The organism is Hydrogenobacter thermophilus TK-6, assembly GCF_000010785.1.
In the GTDB taxonomy this organism is placed as follows: domain Bacteria; phylum Aquificota; class Aquificia; order Aquificales; family Aquificaceae; genus Hydrogenobacter; species Hydrogenobacter thermophilus.
In genome coordinates, this window is sequence record NC_013799.1 from 1010112 (window position 1) to 1033712 (window position 23601).

A 23601-nucleotide genomic window follows, 5' to 3' on the forward strand; every position below is an offset into this window, starting at 1 on the left:
AGGAGGTGCAAGATGAGAAAGTCAGCCCTTTTGGCTTTACTTCTTGTAAGTGGTGTATATTCAAAAGATGGTTCAGATAAAGACCTTCTGGAGAAGGCAAGGCAGTTCTTCTCCCCACTACCCAAGAGCTTCCCATCGGAGGAAAACCCCATAACCCCTGAGAAGGTAAAGCTTGGCAGGCTTCTCTTCTTTGAGAGGAGACTGTCGGTTAATGACATGATAAGCTGCGCCACCTGCCACGCTGTAGAGTACTATTATGCATCCCCTGCACCCAAACAGATGGGTGCGTTAAAGCTCCAGCCCAGACACGCACCAACAGTGCTCAACTCAGCGGGACAGTTTGTCCAGCACTGGATAGGCAACAGGAAGGATGTGGAAGACCAAGCCCTCCAATCCCTGACCGGACCACCCGCCTTGGGAAATCCCTCCAGGGAAAGCGCGGAAGAAAAGCTAAAAAGCATCCCTGCGTATGTGGAGCTTTTCAAAAAAGCATTTCCAAAGGATAAGGAGCCTATAACCGCAGAGAACATAGCAAAAGCTATAGGAGCTTTTGAAAGAACCCTTGTGACTCCTTCAAGGTTTGACGAGTTTCTCAAAGGCAACACCAAAGCGCTAACGGAAGAGGAAAAGAAGGGTTTGAAAACTTTTATAGAAGTAGGGTGTGTTTCTTGCCACAACGGCACCCTTGTGGGGGGCACCATGTATCAGAAGTTTGGCATATACGAACCTTACTGGAAGTATACAAAGAGTGAGAGCATAGACGAAGGAAGGTATGCAGTTACTAAAAAGGAAGAAGATAAGTATGTTTTTAAGGTACCACCCCTTAGAAATGTAGCCATGACACCACCGTATTTTCCTGACGGGTCTGTCACAAGCCTTGAAGAAGCGGTGTGGATAATGGGAAAGGTCCAGCTGGGCAAAGACCTGAGCAAGCAGCAGGTAAGGTACATAGTTGCTTTTCTCAAAAGTTTAACGGGCAGACTGCCTGAAGAAGCGCGAAAACCGCCTATCCTCCCACCGTAATTTATGCTTTAAACAGTGAGCTTTTAAACTCCTCCGGAGATAATCTCGCGACCCTCATTATCTCAACATTTTCCCTCAGGTGCTCTACTTTGCTCATGCCAATGAGAGCTGTCCCTACTCCCGGTGTGCTAAGCACAAACTGAAGAGATGCATGCACATCTGAATTGACTTTTAGTTTTTCCCTTAGGGCTTGTGGCACTCTCCCTATTACTTTTGCTTGATATATGCTAGCGCTGGTGTAAACATAAAGACCTAGCTCTGCACAGGCTTCTATGGTGGAAAGTTTTTTCCCGTTTACTTCCTGATTTTTTAGTAGGTAAGCCTCTGTCATGCCAAGATTGTAAGGGAGCTGGATAAACCTAAAGTGATGAGCCTCCCCCCCCACTTTTTGCGCCATTTTTACAAGCTCGTAAAGGTCAAGGTACTGCCTGCTGGCAGGAGAGACTCTAAAACCGCTCCAGGTGGCAAGCCCGTAATACCTGACTTTGCCTTCCTCCGCTTTTGCCTCTAAATACTCAAAGCACTCTAAAAGTTTTTTGTTAAAGCTATCTCGATCAAAGAAGTTTAGCTGTTCTTCTGGATTGTGAAGAAAGTATACATCCACATAACTGGTTTGCATATTTTCAAGGCTTTTGCTCAAGCACCAATCTATAAACTTGGCAGAAAGATAGTGTCCCTGTGGTGTCATCTCCTGAGGGTTTATTATGCCAGTGTTTATAAAGTTCTCGTAAAAGTAATCCTTTGGGTCTTCTCCTGAGTCTACATCGTAGGGGACATATCCGCCCTTTGTAGAGATAATAAACTTCTCCCTTCCAAGTTCTTTCAAGACTGCCCCTATATCCCTTTCGCTCTTCATGTATCTGTAAACTATTGCAGTATCCACCACATTGATGTGGTGTGAGGTTATGGCTTCTTTTATCACCTGCCTGTAGCCCTCTGAAGTTCTCTCGTCCAGCTCGCCCAGGTAGGTTCCAACGCCTATTTCGGAGAGATTTAGGTCTAAGAAAGTCTTCATTTTCTACCCCCTAAAAACTCAAAAATTCAAAACCACCCTCTGATTTTTGCAAAATCCCCCTTTGATAAAGCAGGTTTTCTTCTTCCTTTATGAGAGCTTCCGGCATGAGTTTTTTGGGGCAGGCAAAGGAGCAGTTCATGCAGTGAGTACAGAGTTGAGGGTTTAGACTCTTAAGAGTTTGTAGCTTTTCGTCTCTTTCCGCGTTCCTCGGGTCAAAAACCAGCTTTTGGTATCTTGTAAGAAGGAGAGGTCCGCCAAAGTCCTGACTTGTGGTAAACACAGGGCAGACACTGTCGCAAACACCACACAAAATACATTCATGACTTTTTTCCACCTTTCTTAGAGTCTCCTGATGGAATCTTATATTTTCCTCAAAAGATGTCATCCACACCTTCCATAACCTGAGCTTGGAGTAAATACCTTCATGATCCACCACCAAGTCCTTTATTACCGAGAACTGGTCTATTGGCTCTATTGTAAGCTCCTCTCCAAAAATAGAAACCTTTGTGGAGCAAGCCAGAACAGGCTTTCCATTAACCTTTATGGCGCATGTTCCACACACCCCCGCCCTACACATGCTTCTAAAGGAGAGGCTCTGATCCATATCTTCTTTTATCTTTATCAGCATGTCCAAAAGGGTTGCGTTTTCTGGCAGGTGAAGGGAAAAGGGTATATAACCAACAAAGTCCGGTCTTGTGAGTTTTATGCTGGCTTTTACCTGCATATTTATAAAGTTAGCCCTTTAGCTGACAAAATACGTTTTTTGTGATCCTTCCAGTGCGCTCAGTAAAGTAATTGCTACCAGCTCTCCCCAGAGATTCCGCACCGCATACCACCAGAGCTACTTCTCCTCTTATTATCTTAGATAGATTATCCGTTATGAACTTTTTGACGCTTTCAAAGCTTACTCCTTTCCCATCCTGCAATGTATCCGCAGGCACGCTAAAAAGATTTTTTGCCTGCAAGCTACCCACCAAAAGCACCGAAGAACTATCCGTTGAAAACTCCGTCTGAAGCTCCGCCCTTATGCGATTTTGTAAAAGAAGGTCTTTGTATCTTACGGGAACTTTGAAGGTTGGGTCTGTGATGCCTTTAAAGCTCTCCACTGGCTCATCTGAAAGTTCATCTGACAGCACCACTTTTAACCCACCCTTGTTGTAATAAAGAGTGTTTCCCACCACCTCCTCCAGATCCGCCTTGAGAACGCCTTTTATGGACTGCGAGAAAGGAACAACCAGCGAGGGAATAGTTTTATCACTCACCTGCAACCTTCCATAAAGAAGCTTCCAGTTTAAGAAGCTAAACTCCCACTCCTTGCAGGATATACCCTCGCTTTCTGCAAAAAGCCTTACAGACTTTATAAAGAGAGCCTCTTCTTTACTGCCTGGTCTCCTACCTGCAAAGGACACAAGGTCCCACACAGCGTTTTGACCCTTCTGTTTGAAAAGCCCGTAAATGCATCCGCAGTAGTCCTGATGGTAAAGCTCCAGCTGCTTTGATAGCTTAAACATCTCCTGAGTTCCTCCTCCCTTCCTGTAGTCAAGAGGCAAAAACTCAAGCCCGTATGCTTTACATATCCGCTCTCCCACCTCCTTTAGCATGAGAAAGTCCTTTTTGGGACTCATCAGCAATGTGGTGGTAAGATGCGTAGCCCCTACCTTTTTGGCAAACTCTGCGGACTTTTCCAATCTGTAGTCAAAGCATATCTTACATCTATTGCCTCTTTCTGGCTCATCCTCATATCCCTTTACAGAGATCATCCAGTTTTCTAAATCGTACTCACCTTCGTAAAGCTCTATGCCTAAGGTTTTACAGGCTCTTTCCGTCTCTATCAGCCTCAGCTTGTACTCTTCGTAGGGATGTATGTTAGGGTCGTAGAAAAAGCCAACTATACTTGAGTTTGGGTAATCCTCTCTGAGCCTTTTTAAGAAGTACACAGCATCAGGTGCACAGCATATATGTACTAGTGTCTTCATAGGACACATGATACAACCTTAGATGCACCTTTGTTTATGACTTGTGTCAGATATTTTTTAAGCTTCACCACCCAACCCACTACCATAACAGCAGGAGGATTTACCTCAGGTGGGTAGTTGGCAAGCTCATAAAGGTCTGTTATCACCACCCTCTGCTCCCTGGTGGTGCCTCTCTCTATAAACGCCACAGGCTCCTTTGGGTCCCTACCCACCTCTATGAGCCTCCTGGCTATCTCCTTCCTGTTGGAAACTGCCATCAGAAAGACTAAGGTATTTATACCTTTCAGGCTCTCCCAATCTATGCTCGTTCTTTCCTTCTTTGGGTCTTCGTGCCCTGTGATGACTGCAAAGGAAGAAGATAATCCTCTAAAGGTTATGGGTATGCCCGCATACGCAGGCACCCCTGTGGCTGAGCTTATACCTGGCACAACCTCAACCTCCACCCCGTGCTCTGCCAAAAAGAGAGCCTCCTCACCACCCCTTCCAAAGACAAAGGGGTCTCCACCCTTTAGCCTTACCACAACCTCTTTTGTGTGAGCATAGTGGAGCAAAAGCTCGTTAATCTTCTCCTGCTCTAGGGTGTGCTTTCCCTCCTCTTTTCCCACATAGATGAGTTGGCATTCTGGTTTAGCCAGTAGAAGGATCTCTGGATTTACCAGTCTGTCGTAAAGCACTACATCTGCAGACTTTATGAGTCTGTAAGCTTTTAGGGTTAAAAGCTCCAGCTCTCCAGGTCCTGCGCCCACCAAGTACACCTTACCCATCTTTAAAAGCTATCTCCAGCTCTTTCAGAGCGTAAGTGAGTCTCTCCTTTTCTGGATAGTAAACCCTCAGAACCCCGTTCTCAAAAAGCTTACCCGCCGTCTTTCTTCCTACAGCAACGGTGAATACCTTATTGTTTAGAGAGCTTGAGAGATTTTTACCTAAATTCTTTTCTTTAGCTCTCTTAAAGATATAATCCACTTGATAGGCTGAGGTGAAAAGCACAGCGTGATAAAAGCCTTCCAAAAGCTTTATTATAAAAGCATCAAGCCTTTCTGTATCCGTCTCGTATCTGTAAAGCCAGAGCTTTAGCATTTTTGCCCCCTTATTGTTTAAAAACTCTTCAAGTTCATGCATCTCCTCCCCGTACATCTGCACAAGTATCTTAGTGTTTAGTATTTCTATGTCTTTTAACATATTCATAAAAGCCCTAGTACTTTCTACGCTTTGAAAATTTTTAAAACCATAGTTTATCAGTCTTGCCCTCACCTTATAACCCCTAGCAAAAACTTTGCCTTTTAATAGAGGTTCGTAGAGTCCTATTTCTCTGGATTTTTTTAGAAGTACGTCTGTACCTTCACCGGTTGTAAAGTAAAAAATCTCCGGCGCTTCAAATACTGCGTTTTTTATATTTTCCTTTATTACTTCATCTGGCAACGCCACTATTCTGACCACATCTTCTACATACGGCTTTCCACCGAGTTTTACTATACTTTCTATAGCCTCTTCCACTCTTCGTGTAATACATAGAGCTATCCTTTTACCCTTCAACTTCATAGAGACTTAATCTCCTATCTCTCACCCTAAGGTTTACGCTCGTGAATTTCAGCTCAGGTTGCTTTGATACGGGGTCACATACATCCTTGGTCAGAGCATTCACCACGGCATCGTAGGCAAGTCCATAACCGAATGGGGCAAAAAGGTGCTTTCTCTTTACTTGTCCCAGTCTTACCTTTAGCTTGAGACTCACATCACTTACAATGACTTCTACAAAATCTCCTTCAAGTACTCCCAAATTGCGTCCATCCTCCTCGTTCATAAGGAGATAAGGCTCTTCTTCGCCTTTTAAAAGTTCTTCGCTTTTTCCTGTCCTTGTCATGGTATGCCACTGGTTCTTAGTTCTACCGGTAATCAGAATAAAGTCTGCGTCTTTGTGCTCATAGGGTGTTGGGAACATCTTGGCTTTACCACTATCCGTAGGGAAGCTGAGTTCTTCGTAAAGCCACCTCTTGCCCCGTCTCCTGGGAAGTTGTTGGTAATTAAACCCGGAAATATCGCACAGTTTCCCCTTTGTAGAGAGTTTTAACTCTTCAAACACATCCTCCGACCTCTTATAAGAGAAGTATTTTTCGTACCCAAGATACTCTGCAAGCTCTTTGAATATGACCCAATCTGGTTTTGCCTCCTCAGGTGGCTCTGAAAACTTTTTACATAATGTTAAAGTCCTGTCTGAAGCAGTCATAACCCCTTCCTTCTCTCCCATCTGAGCAGCTGGCAAAATTAGGTTTGCAAATGTACATGTATCATTCCAGTAGGCATCTTGAACTACCAGAAAAACTTTCTCTAACGCCTCCCAAACCTTCCTAAGATTTGGTAAGGTTACTGCAGGATTTGTACATACAACCCATAAGAATTTTATTTCTCCCTTAAGGATTAAGTCTATAGCTTCTGTTATTGTGGGTCCGGGTTGTGGCTTTATGCTACCCCTTTCTATACCCCAAAAGTCTTCCATAAAGGTCCTGTCTTCTTCTCTTCTTACATCTCTATAACCTGGAAGGCCGTTTGAAAGATACCCCATCTCCCTTCCCCCCATAGCATTTGGCTGTCCAGTAAGCGAAAAGGGACAACCTCTCTCGTTAAGCCTACCAGTAGCAAGGTGAAGGTTTATTAAGGAAAGGTTTTTATTCACTCCCTGTGAGGACTGATTTAGCCCCTGACACCAGAGGGATATGAGTTTTTTGCTAAAGGCGTAAAGCTCGGCAAGCTTGTAAATCTGTTCTTCTTCTATCTGGCATATGCGTGAGGCGACAGTGGGTGGATATTTTAAGCACTCTTCTATAGTCTCTTCAAAGCCCTCCACATAATTACCTATAAACTCCTTATTAACCCACCCCTTATCATACAGAATATATAGTATGGAGTTAAAAAGTGCTGTATCTGTACCTGCCCTTAACTGTACATGCATATCTGCTCTCTTGGCAGTTTCTGTCCTGATGGGGTCTATAACTACTATTTTTACATCTTCCTTCTCCAGCTTTCTTTTTAATATCCTCTTAAATATTACAGGGTGTGTCCAAAGGGCATTTGAGCCTGCAAAAACAAAGCAATCTGCATCATCAAGATCTTCATAACTACAAGGTGGACCATCAGAACCAAAGGCTAACTTGTAAGCGGATACGGCCGTAGCCATACACAACCTTGAGTTTGCATCTATATTGTTTGTTTTCAAAAAACCTTTCACCAGCTTGTTAGCTACATATATATCTTCGGTCATAAGCTGACCAGAAAGATAGAAGTAGAGCTCTTCTCCATGAAGGTTTTCTATCTTTTGTTTCAATACTTTATAAGCAGTCTGCCAGTCCACTTCTCTAAATGGTTGATTCTTCTTCTCTCTGTACAGTGGTTTTAAGAGCCTTCCTTTTTTCATAACCTTCGGATAATAGACAGGCTTTTTACAAAGGTCACCCTTTGTTGCAGGGTGATTTTTATCCCCCCTCACCCTCTCCTCCCAAAGTAAACCACACCCTACACCGCAATAGGGACACTGGAAGGGCACCATCTCAATCCTCCTTATAAAGGAGTTCCATAACCACCCTACCGTTCTTAGCTATGCCGGTAAGCATCTCTCTTTCGTAATCGTATCTAACATATGCCCATTCCATCCACTGGTTGTGTAGGAGTTTAAGTATGACTAAAGCTACTAAACTCACTACGCCAAACAGAAAAAATCCAGAGCTGTAAGAACCAGTTGCTTCCTTTACCGTACCTAATACAGTAGGTAGATAAAAACCACCAAAACCTCCTGCTGCACCTATTATCCCTGTCATAAGACCTCTTACCTTTGGCCACCTTTGAGGAACAAGTTGGAAGGTAGCGCCATTCCCAAGGCCAAAGAAGGCAAATATTACAAGCAAGGATAAAGCACCTAAAAGAGGTGGGAGTTTCAGAAATGATAAAACTAAATACATGGCAGATATACCAAAAAGTATAAAAAGCAAGGCTGTAGCACCGCTTATCCTATCAGCTATGTATCCACCAAAGGGTCTTATAAAAGCTCCGGTGAAAGCGAAGGCAGACATTAAAGCTCCGGCTGTTAGCTTATCAAGTGCGTACTGGTCTATAAGATAGAGGCTTACATAAGAGGACATACCCACAAAGCCACCAAAGGTTATACTGTAAATAAGTATCATTACCCAAGTGTCCCTTTCCAGAAAGACTCTCCTGTACTTGTTGGGGAGAAAGGCAAGAACAAAAGAGCTTCCAATTAAAGGCAGAAGTAGTAAAGCTTCCTTACCTTTTATCCACAGCCATCCATTGTAGAGAGCAGGCACTACAAAAAGCATGAAAAACACGGTTGTAACAAAAACAGTTATAGGGTAGTATTTGTTTCCTTCTTTCTCTCCCTTATCCTTTGCCCAAAGAAGTACCACAAGGAAGGTGATTACTAGTAAAATGCCTGCAATAGCCATGGTTTCTCTCCAACCAAAAACCTTAGCCAGAGGCGGAAATAGGATGCCGTCAAGGACAGCACCTATATTACCAGCAGCTGCAAGTCCAAGTACAAGTCCCTGAACCTCCTTCGGGTAGTTGCTTCCAGCCATAGGAAGAGCAACAGCAAAACTTGCACCCCCAAGACCGAGAAGAACACCGAGAAGAAGTAAGGTAGTATAGTCCAACGAATTTGGAAAAAGTAGGGCATAGATAGAGGGAATAGATGATAACAAAATACCCACAAGAGCAATCTTTTTACCATCCAACGACTGATACATGTGTCCGAAGTTAAGCCTAAAAACGGCTGCTGAAAGCACAGGGACAGCTACCAAAAAACCCTTTTGAGCAGGTGAAAGGTTCATCTCCTGAGTTATAAACGGTGCCAAGGCACCCAAGAGAAGCCATATACTAAAACCTGTGTCAAAGTATAGGAAGGAGGCAAAAAGAGCTTTGGGATTTCCCATCTTTAAAGCATCTAACAGGTGCTTCATAACTTTACCTCCCAGTTCTAAAATTTTCTGTAGCTAAGCCACTTACCGTTAAAGCTGATAAGCATCCTTGTTCCCGATGGATCTTCTACTTTTTTAAGGTCTATGGACATATCTATGGCGCTCATAATGCCATCCCCAAAAAGTTCGTGTGCCACATCCTTTATAGCAGGCATGTAAAGAAGTACTATTTCGTAAAACCTATAAACAAAAGGATCCGTTGGTGGCCATGGCTGTGAAGGAGTTCTGTAGGCTGCTCTCATTAAGGCTTTTATTGCATCCTCTGGCAATTCAAGTATGCTGGTCAGGGTTTTTGCTTCTTCCTCAGTAGCCTGCCCGTATCCATAAAGGAGCATTGCAGTATATATGGGACTTTTTCCTATAGCTTTACCGAGTTCTTCCCAGGTCAAACCTTTTTCATCTTTCCTTCTAAGTGAAAGGTCTCTTACCTCTTCTCTCGTCATGCTAAGCCACTCCTAACTCCTTCTTCTTTGTCCTTATTGTCCAGACTTCATCAAGCTGGCACACAAAGACCTTTCCATCTCCAAACATCCCTGTGTTTGCATACTTGGTAATTATTTCTACAACTTTGCCCACTTGCTTATCTTCAACGGCTATCATTATTAAGGTCTTTGCAAGCTCATCGTAGCTTTTATCACCTACCTGTATGCCCCCTTCCTTACCTCTTCCTACCACATCCATAACCGTTATACCCTTGAAACCATCCTTTTCTAAAGCCTTCATGACATCGTAAAGCTTCTCCGGTCTTATAACAGCTTTTACCAACTTCATGACAAACCTCCTAAGGCAAAGATTTTCCCATCTCCATAAAAACCCGTGTGTGCCACTTCCATAACCTTTTCAATAACTTCTTCGTAAAGCGCCTCTTCTACCCATGTGATGATCAAACTCTTTGGGAGCAAAGACATAATTACTCCCCTATTAGTTTTGTATCCTAAGCCTCCCTCCTTACCTCTTCCTTTTACCGTCTTAGACACATAAGGAAGACACATATTTGAAAGGAGGCTTTTTACTTCCTTCGCTTTTTCTCTTCTGACTATGATGATCAACTCCTTCACAGTTAAACCTCCTTATGAACTTGTAGCCAAACAGGTGTAAAGCTTTTCTTCCTTCTTTATAAGAAGTTCAGCGAGGAAGTAGTAAGCTTCTTTCCAGGCTTCTATGATTTCATTGCTTATGCCAAACTCGGTCATAGCTTTATAGAGAGCATCCCACACTTTCTCGTAATGCTCGGGTTTTACGCCAGCTTCTACATGAGACAATGCCATCTTATTCAATGCAGGCTCTAACACATTCAGTCTCTCCAAGTTCTGCGCAAAAGCAAGCAAAGCACCGGCAAGTTTTGTCGAGTCATCACTTTCAAACATACTCTTAAGCTCCGGGTTTCCTTCAAAGAGTATTTCATACATGCGGGATGTTAGTCTCTCACCGTATGATTGCAGAAAAGGTATACTCTTAATAATGTTCAACCTTGCCTCTGGACTCATCTTACACCTCCTGTCATTGTTTATGCAAATTCTGTGCCACACATAAACAGTTAGCAAAAGCTTATCCATTAATGTTTTTTTTACTGGACACCTTTTTCTTTTTTATCAATTTGTTAACAAAAGTGTAAATATGTAAACATGCCTTTATCCATACCGTCATCAACGCCTTATCCTTTAAAGCACAGAAGGACTAACGGTGTGGCACGCTTGTTGCAAAGAGAATAGTGGAGGTATAAGGATGAAGGTTGTGATAGTAGGTACAGGAATGGCAGGAAGCGCTCTTGTGGATGAGCTTTTAAAAACTGACCCTTCTCTTGAGCTTCACCTCTTTGGAGAGGAAAAGAGCCCACCTTACAACAGAATATACTTAACGGATGTGTTGTCTGGTAAAAAGCTTCCGAGCCAGCTACTTTTTAAGAGCTATCAAAGATTTGAAGAGGAAGGTGTTAGGCTTCACCTGGGACAGCGCGTAGAAAGGATATTTCCTGAATCAAAAAAGTTTATAACTTCACAGGGTAAAATGTATTCTTACGACAGGCTTGTTATAGCTACAGGTAGCTTACCAAATGTACCACCTATAGATGGTTTGAACAAAAGAGGCGTTTTCTTCTTCAGAAATCTTGAGGATGTTTTCTGTATATTAGAAATGGCAAGGGTTTCAAAGAAGGCGTTGGTTATAGGTGGGGGACTTCTTGGTATAGAATGTGCTAAAGCTCTTAGAGATGCAGGTTTGGAGGTTTATTTAGTGCACATATTTGACACGCTTATGGAGCAGTGGCTGGACCAAACAGCAAGCAACATGTTAAAGAAAAGACTTGAGGATTTTGGGATAAAAGTCTTTTTAAGGAAACAAACTCAGGCAGTCCTTGGTGGTAGAAAAGCGGAAGGTGTGAGATTTTTGGATGGAGAGGTTTTAGAGAGCGATTTTGTGGTTATAGCTACTGGTGTAAAACCAAATATCAAGCTTGCTTTGGACAGCAACATTAAGGTAAATAGAGGTATATTGGTGAACGACTTTCTTGAAACATCAGTTCCCAATGTGTATGCGGTAGGTGAGTGTATAGAGCATAAAGGTAAAACTTATGGACTCTTTACTCCTATAATTGAGCAAGTAAGGGTTTGTGCAAAAAATATAGTTTATGGTAATGTAGAAAGATACAAAGGCTCTTTAACATACAGCATTCTAAAAGTTGCCGGTGTTAGGCTAATGTCCGCAGGATATGTTCATGAAAGAGAAGGAGATGAGGTACTTCTGTACAAAGACAGAGAAAATTACAGAAAGGCGGTTTTAGAGAAAGATAGTATAAAAGGCTTTATACTTTACGGAAACTTAGCTGGTAGTGAAAGATTACTCAAACTTTTAAAAACCGGTCAGAAGATAGACGAACCAACTCTCTTGATAAAAGACCTCGTGATAGAAGAAAAAAGAGAACTAAAAGAAAAGGATGTGATTTGTAATTGCAATGCGGTTAGCTATGGTGAAATTTTAAGGGCTATTAAAGAAGGTGCCAAAAGCCTTGAAGATATACAAAGGATGACAAAAGCCTCCACTTCCTGCGGTAGCTGTGCCACATTGATAGAAGCTATACTCAAAGAGCATGTAAAGATAAAACCTCCAAGAGTGAACAAGGTGGAAGAGTATAAAAGGGAGAAACATCCTTTTGAAAGGGACCTACTCAGGAAGCTTAAAGAATGGAAAGATTGGCAGGAAATACCAGAGATAGATAGGGATATGGGACTTAAGTGGTACGGTATATTCTATAGGAAAGCGACACCTGGCTACTTCATGGTAAGGATAAGAATAACTCATGGAAAACTTACCTCTGAGCAAGCAAGGATAATAGCCCACCTATCAAAAAAGTACGGGCGGAACGAGATAGACCTTACCTCAAGACAGCAGATACAGCTAAGATGGATAGACCTGAAAGACCTTCCGGAAGTCTTAGAAGCTGTAGAGAGAGTGGGTTTAACAACCCTGCAAACAGGTATGGACAACATAAGGAACATCACGGGAGACCCCCTATCAGGACTTGTGGAAGATAGTATCATAGATACTATACCCATAGCAAAGAGGATCACTGAAGTATTTTTAGGGAAAAAGCAGTACGCAGACTTACCAAGAAAGCTCAATTTAGCCCTTCTTGGTTCAAAGGTGGATGCCATAAATTGCAAATACAATGACTTGTGCTTTTACCTTGCAAAAAAAGAAGGTACAGCAGGTTTTAATGTGTGCGTGGGTGGTAAGATGGGTTCGGGTGGACCTACTCCTGCCTTTGACTTAAATGTATTTGTGAGACCTTACGAAGCTGTGGACATAGCCAAAGCGGTATTTGAGCTCTACTCGGATATGGGAGACAGGGAAGATAGAAACAAAAACAGGATCTACTTTTTGGTTAAAGAGTTAGGCGTAGAAGGTTTTAGAAGGGAGCTTGAAAGAAGAGTTTTAAAAAACTTATGGAGTAAGGGAGAGGAGCTTGTAGAGAAAGTGGGCGAACGCTTAGGGATAATAGAGCAAAGAAATGGACTTTATGCAGTTAGCCTTGTGGTACCTGCAGGAATGTTTACGGGAGAAGATCTAGAAAGAATTGCATTCCTTGCAAAAAGATACGGCAGTGGTGAGATAAGGCTTTCCGTTTACCAAAACCTTTATATAATTAATGTACCAGAAGAAAACCTTTCCCAACTTCTCTCTGACGATATATTTGAAAAATACAGTGTAGCAGACACACCTTACTTTCAAGGTCTTATTGCATGTCAAGGCAGTAAAACCTGCGCCTTTGGAGTTATAGAAAACAAGCCTGACGCCATAAGGCTTGCAAATTACCTTTCTAAAAACCTGCCAAGATATGAACCTATTAGAATGCATTGGTCTGGTTGCGCCAAAGGTTGTGGTCAACACGGTGCTGGAGATATTGGTTTTGTGGGGACGAAGATAAAGGTAAACGGAGAAGTAAAGCTTGCTGTGGATGTATTTTTAAGGGGTGAAAAGATAGATACGGTGCCTCTGGATAACTTACATCTTTATATGGAAAGGCTTTTAAGAACTGGGAGGGTATAGAAAGTAATAAAAAAAAGTTAACATCTCCGATGATCTTTATCATAAACTTAAATATTGCTGGTCTTTATATTATCATATCATGAATAATAATATTAAAAAGTGTTGTAAGGTGCTTGTCATGGTGAATATAATAATAGGAATAATTCTATTTTTTATCTGCACAAAGGTAGTTTTTTCACAGGATGTTTCTAAAGAAGAGCTTGATAAGTTAATATCCACCTTTGTTAAAGAGAGATCGCAGAAGGGTTCCTTTTTTATAAAAGACCCGAGAAGTGGCAAGGATATAGAACTCATTTTCATAGGACCTCGTGAGATCTTTAGACATATACGCAATTATGGATACTTCGTTGATGTTTACTTTCATGAAAAAGAAGACCACAATAAAAAGTGGGATATAGACTTCTGGATAAGGAATGAGGGTGGTAAGCTGGTAATAAAGGATGTGCAAGTACACAAGGTACCTGAAAAAGTTGGCGGTGAGTGGTTTATGGTTACCGTAGAACCATTACCTTGGTGGTGGCAACAATCTTCTGGTGAACATGGAGGGGAACCTATTGCGAGGGGTGACTGGAAGGCATGGGCTGTAAAAGCCGCAATTCACGAATACATAGCTGATAAAGTAAGTAAAGATAAAGCTTTTATAATTAAGGATCCAACAACAGGCGAGGATGTAAAGCTTGAACTCGTTGCTATACACGATCCTGTCAGAAAATTTCCAAAGAAGGGTTTGTACTTTGCCTGTGCTGATTTTCGTCCAGTAGATGGTCCCGGAGATAAACTTTATGATATAGATATCTTTTTGAAAAATGAAGGTGGTAAGTTGAGCGTTGCGGATGTAAAAGTTCATAAAGTACCTGTCTTTCAGGATGGAAGATGGGTAAAAAAGGCACTCTTTTACTATAAAGATGAAGATATAGTGGAGCTTCCATGAATAAGGTGATCATTGGTATACTATTTATGGTAGGATTTTCCATTGCGGATAAACTTTACTTTCTTGATGTTTACGGCACTGACTGTGAAATGTGTCCTGTAGCTGTCAGAAAGGGTCTTTTGAGGTTGAGAGGGATAAAAGATGTAAAGGCAAGCGATATAGATTTTGAAAAGAATATAACTAAATTCATCACACTTTCTGACGATGGGCTCAGACCAGATGATATACTTGAGAGCGTAAAAGAAACCGGTAAAATTGTAGGTAAACCATACAGAGGAAAGATCACTGGCGTAAAGGATATCAAATGAAGCTTCGCAACTTTAAGAGCTTCAAGAAAGTCATTATTCAAAATGAAGATAAAGGTAAACGGAAAAGTAAAGCTTGTTTATATGGAAGGGCTTTTGAGAACTAGGCAAACTAATGTTTAATTTACTACAGTGTGTGTACTCTTTTGTAATATTTCTTACACTTTTCCCCCAAAATTCTTTACACCTATGCTGGCATCTTTTTTGCAATAAAGAATGTTAGAAGGAGGTAAGAAAATGAAGTTGGTTAGAGCCTTTATAAGACCGGAAAAGGAACAGGATATAGTCCTCGCTCTTGAGGGTGCCGGTTTTCCAGCTCTTACAAAGATGTCTGCTATGGGTAGGGGTAAACAGAAGGGGCTGAAGATAGGAAATGTTGTGTATGAGGAACTTCCTAAAACTCTGCTGTTGATAGCGGTGAAGGATGAGGAGGTTGATGAAGTTGTAAATATTATACTGGACAGAGCAAGGACAGGAAACATAGGAGATGGGAAGATATTCGTAAGCCACATTGAAAGAGCTATAACCGTAAGAACTGGAGAGGTGGAGACATGAAGGAGATCTGGGCTATTATCAGAAGAGAAAAGTATGCAGAGACAAAAAGGGCTTTAGATACCATAGGATGCGGGGCCATGAGTATACATTCTGTGTGGGGCAGAGGTAAACAAAAAGGTTTCGTTATGTCTGACATAGAAGGTGAGATAGCAACTTACGCAACCAACGCACCAAAACTCGTACCTACCCCCTCTAGTTTTGCTACAGAGGGCGCTACTCTTACAAAACCAGTAGTTTATATTCCCAAAAGATTGTTGGTGATGATCGTTCCGGACGAAAAGGTTGAAGAAGTTGTAGAAACCATAGTGAGGGTCAACAGGACAGGAAATATAGGAGATGGAAAGATATTTGTGATGCCTGTAGAGGAAGCAATAACTGTCAGAACGGGGAAGAGAGAACTTTAGGAGGTGAGTGATGAAAGCTATTTTTAGAAAGAATAGCAATGGGACGCTTGAGGTTTACATACCCAAAAAGGATGTTGAAGCATTGGTTTTAGAAGAAATTGAAAAAGAGGGCGTGTGGGGTGGTACATTTAAGCTCTCTAATGGATGGGTGATAAAGGTAGCACCTTTTGACATTGAGCCGAGGTTCCCCATAACCTTAGAAGTTAAAAAAGTAGACCAGTAAGGAGGTGTTATCATGAGCGGATGTCACTCAAAGCAATGTGGAGTTGGAAGTGATGAGTTATCTTTTTTACCAGAATCAGTGAGGAAAAAAGTGGAAAATCACCCATGTTATTCTCAAGAGGCACACTACTTTTATGCTAGAATGCATGTCGCAGTGGCTCCTGCATGTAATATACAATGTAACTATTGCAATAGAAAGTACGATTGCGCTAATGAATCAAGGCCAGGTGTTGTGAGCGAACTTTTGACCCCAGAAGAAGCTGCAAAGAAAGTTTTGGCAGTAGCCATGGAAATACCACAGATGACCGTTGTAGGTATCGCCGGACCTGGCGATCCTTTAGCAAATCCTGATAAAACATTTAAAACTTTTGAACTTATAAAAGAAAAGGCGCCGGATATAAAGTTGTGCCTTTCAACAAACGGTCTTAACCTACTTGACTATGTGGACAGGATAAAGGAATTGAATGTAGATCATGTAACTATAACTATAAACGCAATAAGCCCTGAAACTGCTTCCAAAATATACCCTTGGATTTTTTACAACCACAAAAGGTATAAAGGTATTGATGCTGCAAAAATACTTCTTGAGCGCCAGTATGAAGGGTTAAAAGCCTGTGTGGAAAGGAATATCCTCGTAAAGATAAACACCGTTTTTGTTCCCGAGATAAACGGAGAAGATATAGAAGAGTTATCCAAAAAAGTTAAAAATATGAGTGCCTTTCTTCACAACATAATGCCCTATGTGGAAGGTGACGGAACCGCTTTTCAAAAGATGGGGATAAAACCTCCAACACCTTACCAGCTTAAAGAAATTCAGGAGAAGATCGAGAACTATATGTCTCTTATGAGACACTGTAGGCAGTGCAGGGCGGACGCAGTAGGCCTTTTGGGTGAAGACAGAGGGCAGGAATTTACAAAGGATAAGATAAGTAAGTTTGAGATAAGATACGATCCAGAATTCAGGAAGGCTATACACGGGGAGATAGAAAAAGAGAGGGAAAAGGTGAGAAAGGCGAGGGAGATGCTCCGCTTTCAGGAAGAAGGCGATAAAAAAGTGCTCGTGGCAGTTGCAAGCAAGGGCAACATGCTGGTGAATGAACACTTTGGAACTGCGAAGGAATTTCTGATTTACGACAAAAGGTATAAAGTTTATACATCACAGGAAAGTTACACCTTACTGTCACGGTTCTATATCCTGCCTTGATGGGGAGAATATACTTGAGGATACCATATCCAAAATTTCCGACTGTAAGGCAATAATTGCTGCCAAGATAGGGTTTGAGCCTAAGGATATCTTAGAACCAAGGGGTATACAATGTATCGATGAATTCGCATACTTACCCATACCGGAAGCTCTGGCAAGATATTACGAAAAGTACATAATGAAGAAGGAAGTAGTGGAGGCTTAAAATGGCTATGCAAATAGACAAGGAAAAATGCATATCCTGCTATGCCTGTGAGCAGGAATGTCCTACGAAAGCAATAAGTTACGACGAGGACGGAAAATTTGAGATAGACCCTTATACATGCGTAGAGTGCGAAGGCTTTTACGAAGAACCCCAGTGTGTTGCGGTATGCCCTGTAGACGGATGTATAACAAGGCTGGAGGAGAACAAATGGGCATTTTAGAAGAACTACAAAGGCTAAAAGATGCTGAGGACTTTTTTGACTATTTTGGTATAGACTACGACGAACGGGTGGTTAAGCCTTACAGACTTCACATACTTAAGAAGTTCAGCCTATATGTTAAGGAGATTTTTGAATCTCAAAAGGAGCTGGACGACGAAAAGCTTCGCATAATGTTAAAAGAGGGTCTTAAAAAAGCCTACGAAACCTTTTTAACTTCAAACCCCATAAAGGAGAGAGTCTTCAAAGTTCACAAAGATACCATGCCTTTAAGAGATGATGGAAAGAAAGTTTAATGTGGGAGATATTGTAAAAACAAGGAAAAGGATAAAAAATGATGGTACTTTCCCGGGACTACCGTGGGATGCTAAGATACTTGATAAAGGGGAGGAAGGTGTTATTGTAGATGTAGGCTTATTTTTGTTAACTAAAACTATCTACACAGTCTATTTTCCAAGATTAGGGATTTTTGTAGGATGCCTTGAACACGAACTGGAGACAGTAAATGAACAGGAAGCAGGTAATGTTTAAAGGAACAATTGTAGAGCTTGATGTGGGGGAGTTCTTTGCGGATGTTGCGGTAAAATTTCGGAACATGGAGGTCAGAATGATCATCCCGAGAACTACCGTTGACGAATGGGGTTTAAAAATGGGCGATAAGGTTTATGTGTTAATAGAAAAGGGCAACGCATATCTGTTTAAAAGATAGGGCTTTCTTACTCTTCTACCACTATGGAACTGCTGGGGCATGCTTCAACAGCTTTTAAGACTACTTCCCTGTGAGTTTCATCAGGACTGCTGTTTAAAACCACCGCGATTCCCTTCTTTATAATGAAAATATCAGGAGCTAACTCAGTACAGAGTTTCAAGACCTCGCAGCCTGTACATGTATCCTTATCCACAAACATCTTCATGCCTGAACCTCCATATGCGTAAAGCACTTTTTGGGACACACCCTTGAACATGCTTCACAACCTATGCAGTTATCCGGGTTGGCTATATCCATGTAAGGCTTTATGTCCTCATCGTTGTCTTCATCCTGTTCAACCAAAGAGAGAACATCTCTACCACAAACCTTATAACATCTCCCACAGCCTATGCAGTTATCTTTATCTATGCTAAATACATATCTCGGTATCCACTCCTTACCGCCCCTTGTTGTAAATACCCTCATGTCTTGCTCCTCTCTTCAAGTATTTTTTTAGCTTTGTGATAAAGCCTGTGGACTTCGTAAACATCCTGAGCAACCTTGGGTATTTCCTCCCATCTGTGGGGTAGTCCTTCCTCCGCAAGGTCGTGGAGCGTGGTAGCGGACTTTACCGCAAGCATTCTCAGTTTCTTCACCTCTTCCTTCAGCTCCTCTAAGCTCATGGATCTAAGCCTTTCCTCTTCAGGGTGGCATATAGACATCTGAATGCTCACATCCGCACCTTCCTTGCAAGCTCCTGCACAACTCTTTTCCATCAGTATCCTTTGGTCGCACATGTTTAACCTCCTTTTCATCTTTATGCAATATTTATGCCAAAAGTTTTTAAGTATTTTTAGTATTGTTTATTACAGTCTTTGTGCTATTTCTTACAGAGTTTGTTAGCCTTTTCCGAATAAAGACCAAAAGCTAAGGCAGCTTTTGAACCTACAACCTCAGGGTCAAAGGGTAGGTAAGTCCTTTTTGATTTTGTAAGACCATCTATATGTATGCTTGACTTGTTTGTGAAGGCATTCTTGCCTATCAGCGGTTTATTGGGTGCCAGATGGATGTTTGTCATGTCTATAAAATAGTTCACAATTTCGTACAATCTTTTTACATTTATGCCAGTGTGAACTCCTTGTATTAGCTGAAGGTAAAAGACTACTTCCTCAAGCGGGGTTATACCACACCTTTCACCCAAACCGAGCAAGGACGCGTTTATGTACTTAGCCCCCGAAAGGAAGGCGGTAATGGAGTTTGCCGTTGCCATACCAAAATCGTTGTGAAAGTGTACCTCCACGTCCAAAAAGGAGGAAGCGGTCTTTACTAGTTCGTTGGTCTGTAATGGGTTTAACACACCCACTGTGTCCGAAAGTCTTACTCTATCAGCACCTTCTTCTCTTATGCATTCAAGGAGCTTTATAACGAATTCTCTATCAGCACGAGAGACATCCTCAAAACCTACGGAAAGATAGAGTTTTTTGGACTTTACATAGGGAATTATTTCCTTTAGAAGCCTTACAATGTAGTCCCTGTCCTTATTTAGCTTTTCCTTTATCATGAAATCTGAAACAGGAATGGCAATCTCCAGTTTTTTAACGCTGCACTCTAAGGACGCTTCCACATCCCTTATGTTAGCCCTGTTCCAAACGATCACCTTATCACCATGCTGGCTTCTGGCAAGGTATTTTATATAATCCCTCTCTTCTTCGCTGTGAGCAGGAACGCCCACTTCCAGCTCGTGGATACCCGTTGAAGACAGTAAGAAGAAAAGCTCCTTTCTTTTTTCGTAGGTGAGTTCTAGCGAAGCTGACTGCATACCTTTTCTTAGAGTAGTATCTGTGATAAAGACTCTCATAGCGCACTCTCCACACTTGCAAGAATACTTTTCACAGCCCCTATAAAGGTTTTTATCTCCTTCAAAGAGGTAAAAGGTTGTATCCTAAAGGAAAGGATATCGTCAAAGCCCGTTTTGTGCTTTAGCCTGTCTTTTATCCTGTTTGCAATACAGGGGGAAGAATAGCCTAAGAAAAAGCCCTTCTTTTCCATAAAGGACATGATCATCTCCGCCTCAAGTCCATTAAGACCGAAGGAAAATAAACCTGGTGCCTTCCACCCCTTCTTAAAAATAGGTTGTGGAAAGATCATGCCTTCTACATAACCATCACAGGCAGTGATGTTTTCCTCTATAGCCCTCCGCCATTCGGAGAGGATTTTTATCGATTGGGACATGGCATATATTCCAAAGAGGTTTTCTTCCCCTGCCCTCAGTCCCCTCTCTTGGGTTCCACCCTCTATGATAGGCTTTAGCCTTATGCCTTTTTTAAGATAAAGGATCCCTACTCCCTGAGGTCCAAGGAGGGACGGTCCGTCAAAGCTTGCCATATCAAGAAGTTCTACATCTACCACCATATCTGGATAGTAAAGTCCCCAAAAGTCAAAGTGACAGAGTGTTTTTGGATTGGTTTCTTTTACTACCTTTACTATCCCTACTATGTCCCTGAGAGCTGCAGTTTCTCTGCACACTGCTCCCATAGTAACCATCAATGTATCTTCTTTCACATGCTCTCTTATCAGTTCTGGATCTATCCAGCCATATCTGTCAGTGGTAAGGTATAGAACATTCAGGCCTTCCTTTTCTAAAGTTTTTAGGGGGTGAGTTATAGAGGGATGTTCGAAGTCGGTTGTTATTACGCTTCCCCTCTTACTGGAAAGATACCCTTTTATAGCAAGGTTGTTACTTTCTGTAGAGCTTGATGTAAACAAAACCTCCGAACTATTAATCCCCAGGAACTCCGCAACTGCTCCCCTCGATCTGACGAGTAATTCCTTTGATTTTGTTGAAAGTGCGTTTAAGCCCGAGGGGTTTACAAAAAAGTATAACAGAAACTGGGATAATTCCTCCATCACCTGGGGAAAGGGTTTTGAAGAATTGGGATCAAACATCATAGACCAGCTCCCCCATAGAAAGTTTGATAAGTGTTTCTTTTTTTTGTTTACCATCTTTGTCCCAGCCAAAGGCTTCGTAAAATTCGTCAAGCATCTCATTCAGCTCTTCCTGGGTGGTTATGTATCCTCTTTCCGAAGCTTCCTTCTTTATTCTATTCGGTAGCGCATCCTTCTCTCTGGTGAAGCCCTCCCTTACATTGAAAAGTCTTTCAAGTGTGTAGATTCTTTCTCCTATTCTGTATAGATCTTCCATCTGCAGTTCCCAATCCATGACTGCGTTTACCATTTCTAAAATCTTTTCATTGAGCTTTAGTCCTACGACCCTCTCTGCGCTAAGGCAGTATATTATGCTGTTTACCACACTCGTCCAAACGGCAAGGTCTTTGCTAATCTTCCCTTTATCCTTCGGGTTTGCAAACGGTATTATGTTGTTTTCTTCGATGCCAGGTCTTATATCGCAGTGAACGGGACCACGGTTAGAAACAGCATAACCCAAAGCCTGCGTTTTTACAGCCCTCGGCGAGTGTCCAGCTATCTCCATGCCCTTTACTGTCATAAGAAAGTCCCCACCTACACCGAGTATTTGGCTAGCCCTTTCAGAACCCTCCGCTAGTATGTTTCCTATCCCCTCCCTAAAAGCTATCTTTTTGAGCAATCTTTTTACGTCACGAGTGTTTCCAAAGCGAAGGTCAAGGCCGTCAAAGTCTTCCCTGTTTAAAATTCCCCTTTCATAACACTCCATAGCCCAAGCCACAACACCACCTGTCTGAATCTGTCCGAGTCCTAACTCGTCTGTTAACCTATCCAAGCTTATAAGTTCGTTCAAGTTTCCGTTTCCTATTAGAGTCCCCATAGCAAATATGCCCTCGTATTCAGGTCCAACAGTAAAAGTATCTTTACTTACAGAGTACTTGCCGCAGGGAACTATACATCCAAAGCAAGACACATCCTTTACCACCTTTTCTCTTAAAGCTTCGCCACTAATGTTTTTTGCAGGATCAAAGGTTTCCTTCTGCCAGTTATAAGATGGCAAAGCGCCGAGATATTGAAGATGCATAACACCCGCTGCTGTTCCAAACTTGATAAGGTTTTTGACGCCAGGATGTTCGTAAACCGACTTTTCAAAGGCTTTAACGAAGTTTATAAGTCTTTCCGGATTGAGAGGTCTTACCACTTTACTACCTCTGATGGTTATAGCCTTGACCTTCTTTGATCCAAGAACAGCCCCCATGCCTCCTGTGCCTACAGCTCTCAAATCTGATATAATACAAGCATACCTGACAAGATTTTCACCCGCTGGACCTATAACAAGGGTTTTTATGTCTTCACCGAGCTTCTCTTTGAGTTTTTGTTGTGTTACACTCGTCAAAGATCCTCTTAAGTTTTCAGCATTTAATAAGTAAACCTTGTCATTTTCTATATGGATGTGTATCCACTCTTGAGAAGAGCCAACTATTATAAGCCCATCCCATCCTGCGAACTTTAGTTCCTGTCCAAACTCTCCACCACAAAATCCTTTTGTAAAACCATCTGTTTGAGGTGATTTAGAAACAACGCAGAATTTGGAAGCCATAGGGACGAGGGTACCATTTGCAGGACCCGTATTTATAATTAAGGGGTTCTCTCCGGATAGTGGGTCAACACTTTCTTTGCACAATTTATACAAAAGATAAGCACCTATACCGTTTCCCCCCAAGTATTTTCTTACAATGTCCTCGTTTACATGATAAGCATCCCATTTCCTCTCCGTAAGGTTTATAAAAAGGTACTTTCCCCACCAACTCATGATGAAACCTCCAGCGCACTTAACTTACAAAAATCAAGGCAGTAAAAATCCGTACAGGTCATGCAAAACCTTGATCTGTAAGCTACTGGTTTATTACCTATATCCGTTACAATCTCTATTGAAGAATATCTGGGGTTAAAACCTCCCGTTTTGTAGAAAGAACATGCTAACATGCACCTTTTACAACCAGAACATAGATTGAGGTTTACTTTTATCATGTTCACTCCCCTGCTGTGGGAAAGGTTATAACCAGTTCGTCATCCTCACTGACAGGTTCCTCTAAATTTTGAATTACTCTTCCGTTCAGTATGAAAAGTATACCTTCCCATATCCCGTCTCCGCTGTAGAGTGGATTACCAATACCTTTACGCTTTGCAACTTCATTCAGAACTTCTCTAACAGAAGTTACCTCACCGATCTTTACAATCTGCTCTCCGGCTATATACCCTAAGTAACCCAACAGCCTTACCATCATAGCAATTTATAATTACGCAATTTTTATGCCTAATCTTTTGATACTCAATTTGTAATCTTTGTGACAAAAATTGTAATTATTCTTACAAAAGCGGAGGGACCCTTATAGGCACAAAAGTT

At 41.8% G+C, this 23601-nt stretch carries 32 protein-coding genes; 13 read left to right on the forward strand and 19 right to left on the reverse strand.

All coding sequences use genetic code 11. The annotated features are described in order from the left end of the window. The first annotated feature begins 12 nt into the window (after positions 1 to 12). Positions 13 to 1023: a cytochrome-c peroxidase gene (locus HTH_RS05550; protein ID WP_012963742.1), complete on the forward strand. Its 1011-nt coding sequence runs from the start codon at positions 13 to 15 to the stop codon at positions 1021 to 1023. Between the two features lies 1 nt (position 1024). Here HTH_RS05550 and HTH_RS05555 read toward each other — a convergent pair whose 3' ends face one another. Genes HTH_RS05555 through HTH_RS05605 form a run of 11 tightly spaced genes read right to left on the reverse strand, consistent with a single transcriptional unit; the run spans position 1025 to position 10552 of the window. Then, positions 1025 to 2038 (reverse strand): aldo/keto reductase, encoded by a 1014-nt coding sequence (locus HTH_RS05555; protein WP_012963743.1) that lies wholly within the window; start codon positions 2036 to 2038, stop codon positions 1025 to 1027. 10 nt (positions 2039 to 2048) lie between these two features. Beyond that, the gene (locus HTH_RS05560; protein ID WP_012963744.1) at positions 2049 to 2762 is read right to left on the reverse strand and encodes a succinate dehydrogenase/fumarate reductase iron-sulfur subunit; all 714 of its coding nucleotides are present in this window, start codon (positions 2760 to 2762) and stop codon (positions 2049 to 2051) included. A 10-nt stretch (positions 2763 to 2772) separates the two neighbouring features. Then, positions 2773 to 4014, reverse strand: coding sequence for an epoxyqueuosine reductase QueH (locus HTH_RS05565; protein ID WP_012963745.1), 1242 nt, complete (start codon positions 4012 to 4014; stop codon positions 2773 to 2775). Beyond that, positions 4011 to 4778: a uroporphyrinogen-III C-methyltransferase gene (cobA, locus tag HTH_RS05570; protein WP_012963746.1), complete on the reverse strand. Its 768-nt coding sequence runs from the start codon at positions 4776 to 4778 to the stop codon at positions 4011 to 4013. Before cobA ends, HTH_RS05565 begins: the two co-directional genes overlap by 4 nt. Beyond that, on the reverse strand, positions 4771 to 5553 hold the full coding sequence (locus HTH_RS05575) for a uroporphyrinogen-III synthase (protein ID WP_012963747.1): 783 nt from the start codon (positions 5551 to 5553) through the stop codon (positions 4771 to 4773). Before HTH_RS05575 ends, cobA begins: the two co-directional genes overlap by 8 nt. Continuing rightward, positions 5537 to 7555 (reverse strand): assimilatory nitrate reductase NasB, encoded by a 2019-nt coding sequence (nasB, locus tag HTH_RS05580; RefSeq protein ID WP_012963748.1) that lies wholly within the window; start codon positions 7553 to 7555, stop codon positions 5537 to 5539. The genes HTH_RS05575 and nasB overlap by 17 nt, the downstream gene beginning before the upstream one ends. 1 nt (position 7556) lies before the next feature. After that, positions 7557 to 8978 carry an MFS transporter gene (locus HTH_RS05585; RefSeq protein ID WP_012963749.1) on the reverse strand — a complete coding sequence of 474 codons (1422 nt, stop codon included), beginning with the start codon at positions 8976 to 8978 and terminating at the stop codon, positions 7557 to 7559. A gap of 17 nt (positions 8979 to 8995) precedes the next feature. Then, on the reverse strand, positions 8996 to 9439 hold the full coding sequence (cynS, locus tag HTH_RS05590) for a cyanase (RefSeq protein ID WP_012963750.1): 444 nt from the start codon (positions 9437 to 9439) through the stop codon (positions 8996 to 8998). Between the two features lies 1 nt (position 9440). Then, positions 9441 to 9767 carry a P-II family nitrogen regulator gene (locus HTH_RS05595; RefSeq protein ID WP_012963751.1) on the reverse strand — a complete coding sequence of 109 codons (327 nt, stop codon included), beginning with the start codon at positions 9765 to 9767 and terminating at the stop codon, positions 9441 to 9443. Continuing rightward, positions 9764 to 10054: a P-II family nitrogen regulator gene (locus HTH_RS05600; RefSeq protein ID WP_012963752.1), complete on the reverse strand. Its 291-nt coding sequence runs from the start codon at positions 10052 to 10054 to the stop codon at positions 9764 to 9766. Before HTH_RS05600 ends, HTH_RS05595 begins: the two co-directional genes overlap by 4 nt. 12 nt (positions 10055 to 10066) lie before the next feature. Beyond that, positions 10067 to 10552 carry a globin domain-containing protein gene (locus HTH_RS05605; RefSeq protein ID WP_232500407.1) on the reverse strand — a complete coding sequence of 162 codons (486 nt, stop codon included), beginning with the start codon at positions 10550 to 10552 and terminating at the stop codon, positions 10067 to 10069. Positions 10553 to 10721: 169 nt separating this feature from the next. Between HTH_RS05605 and HTH_RS05610 the strand changes: the two genes are divergently transcribed. The 12 genes from HTH_RS05610 to HTH_RS05660 all read left to right on the forward strand — a co-directional run bounded on the left by HTH_RS05610 (position 10722) and on the right by HTH_RS05660 (position 18293). Then, positions 10722 to 13541: an FAD-dependent oxidoreductase gene (locus HTH_RS05610; protein ID WP_012963754.1), complete on the forward strand. Its 2820-nt coding sequence runs from the start codon at positions 10722 to 10724 to the stop codon at positions 13539 to 13541. A gap of 79 nt (positions 13542 to 13620) precedes the next feature. After that, positions 13621 to 14472, forward strand: a complete 852-nt coding sequence (locus HTH_RS05615) for a hypothetical protein (protein ID WP_012963755.1) — start codon at positions 13621 to 13623, stop codon at positions 14470 to 14472. Next, positions 14469 to 14780, forward strand: a complete 312-nt coding sequence (locus HTH_RS05620; protein ID WP_012963756.1) for a heavy-metal-associated domain-containing protein — start codon at positions 14469 to 14471, stop codon at positions 14778 to 14780. Before HTH_RS05615 ends, HTH_RS05620 begins: the two co-directional genes overlap by 4 nt. 234 nt (positions 14781 to 15014) lie before the next feature. Continuing rightward, positions 15015 to 15332, forward strand: a complete 318-nt coding sequence (locus tag HTH_RS05625; RefSeq protein WP_012963757.1) for a P-II family nitrogen regulator — start codon at positions 15015 to 15017, stop codon at positions 15330 to 15332. Then, complete coding sequence (locus tag HTH_RS05630; protein WP_012963758.1) at positions 15329 to 15736, forward strand: P-II family nitrogen regulator; 408 nt, start codon at positions 15329 to 15331, stop codon at positions 15734 to 15736. The genes HTH_RS05625 and HTH_RS05630 overlap by 4 nt, the downstream gene beginning before the upstream one ends. Before the next feature lie 10 nt (positions 15737 to 15746). Continuing rightward, positions 15747 to 15959 carry a putative nitrogen fixation protein NifT gene (nifT, locus tag HTH_RS05635; protein ID WP_012963759.1) on the forward strand — a complete coding sequence of 71 codons (213 nt, stop codon included), beginning with the start codon at positions 15747 to 15749 and terminating at the stop codon, positions 15957 to 15959. Between the two features lie 12 nt (positions 15960 to 15971). Beyond that, complete coding sequence (gene nifB / locus HTH_RS05640; protein WP_232500408.1) at positions 15972 to 17162, forward strand: nitrogenase cofactor biosynthesis protein NifB; 1191 nt, start codon at positions 15972 to 15974, stop codon at positions 17160 to 17162. Continuing rightward, positions 17149 to 17367, forward strand: a complete 219-nt coding sequence (locus HTH_RS10075; protein ID WP_232500475.1) for a NifB/NifX family molybdenum-iron cluster-binding protein — start codon at positions 17149 to 17151, stop codon at positions 17365 to 17367. Before nifB ends, HTH_RS10075 begins: the two co-directional genes overlap by 14 nt. Before the next feature lies 1 nt (position 17368). Beyond that, positions 17369 to 17587: a 4Fe-4S dicluster domain-containing protein gene (locus tag HTH_RS05645; RefSeq protein ID WP_012963760.1), complete on the forward strand. Its 219-nt coding sequence runs from the start codon at positions 17369 to 17371 to the stop codon at positions 17585 to 17587. Further along, complete coding sequence (gene nifW, locus HTH_RS05650) at positions 17575 to 17880, forward strand: nitrogenase-stabilizing/protective protein NifW (protein ID WP_012963761.1); 306 nt, start codon at positions 17575 to 17577, stop codon at positions 17878 to 17880. The genes HTH_RS05645 and nifW overlap by 13 nt, the downstream gene beginning before the upstream one ends. Next, complete coding sequence (locus HTH_RS05655; protein WP_232500409.1) at positions 17861 to 18115, forward strand: nitrogen fixation protein NifZ; 255 nt, start codon at positions 17861 to 17863, stop codon at positions 18113 to 18115. The genes nifW and HTH_RS05655 overlap by 20 nt, the downstream gene beginning before the upstream one ends. Beyond that, positions 18090 to 18293 carry a hypothetical protein gene (locus HTH_RS05660; RefSeq protein WP_012963763.1) on the forward strand — a complete coding sequence of 68 codons (204 nt, stop codon included), beginning with the start codon at positions 18090 to 18092 and terminating at the stop codon, positions 18291 to 18293. The genes HTH_RS05655 and HTH_RS05660 overlap by 26 nt, the downstream gene beginning before the upstream one ends. Before the next feature lie 7 nt (positions 18294 to 18300). Here the strand turns inward: HTH_RS05660 and HTH_RS05665 are convergent, their stop codons facing one another. From HTH_RS05665 to HTH_RS05700, 8 genes are all read right to left on the reverse strand, one after another. Beyond that, the gene (locus HTH_RS05665; RefSeq protein ID WP_012963764.1) at positions 18301 to 18498 is read right to left on the reverse strand and encodes a ferredoxin; all 198 of its coding nucleotides are present in this window, start codon (positions 18496 to 18498) and stop codon (positions 18301 to 18303) included. Beyond that, positions 18495 to 18758, reverse strand: a complete 264-nt coding sequence (gene fdxB / locus HTH_RS05670; RefSeq protein WP_012963765.1) for a ferredoxin III, nif-specific — start codon at positions 18756 to 18758, stop codon at positions 18495 to 18497. The genes HTH_RS05665 and fdxB overlap by 4 nt, the downstream gene beginning before the upstream one ends. Next, positions 18755 to 19069, reverse strand: coding sequence for a CCE_0567 family metalloprotein (locus HTH_RS10010; protein ID WP_014462608.1), 315 nt, complete (start codon positions 19067 to 19069; stop codon positions 18755 to 18757). Before HTH_RS10010 ends, fdxB begins: the two co-directional genes overlap by 4 nt. 83 nt (positions 19070 to 19152) lie before the next feature. Further along, positions 19153 to 20130, reverse strand: coding sequence for a LeuA family protein (locus tag HTH_RS05680; protein ID WP_012963767.1), 978 nt, complete (start codon positions 20128 to 20130; stop codon positions 19153 to 19155). Next, the gene (locus tag HTH_RS05685) at positions 20127 to 21221 is read right to left on the reverse strand and encodes a cysteine desulfurase family protein (RefSeq protein ID WP_012963768.1); all 1095 of its coding nucleotides are present in this window, start codon (positions 21219 to 21221) and stop codon (positions 20127 to 20129) included. Before HTH_RS05685 ends, HTH_RS05680 begins: the two co-directional genes overlap by 4 nt. Next, positions 21211 to 23007, reverse strand: a complete 1797-nt coding sequence (locus HTH_RS05690; RefSeq protein WP_012963769.1) for an aldehyde ferredoxin oxidoreductase family protein — start codon at positions 23005 to 23007, stop codon at positions 21211 to 21213. The genes HTH_RS05685 and HTH_RS05690 overlap by 11 nt, the downstream gene beginning before the upstream one ends. Next, positions 23004 to 23225, reverse strand: a complete 222-nt coding sequence (locus tag HTH_RS05695) for a 4Fe-4S dicluster domain-containing protein (protein ID WP_012963770.1) — start codon at positions 23223 to 23225, stop codon at positions 23004 to 23006. Before HTH_RS05695 ends, HTH_RS05690 begins: the two co-directional genes overlap by 4 nt. Positions 23226 to 23227: 2 nt before the next feature. Beyond that, positions 23228 to 23482: a MoaD/ThiS family protein gene (locus HTH_RS05700; RefSeq protein WP_012963771.1), complete on the reverse strand. Its 255-nt coding sequence runs from the start codon at positions 23480 to 23482 to the stop codon at positions 23228 to 23230. Positions 23483 to 23601: the final 119 nt, after the last annotated feature.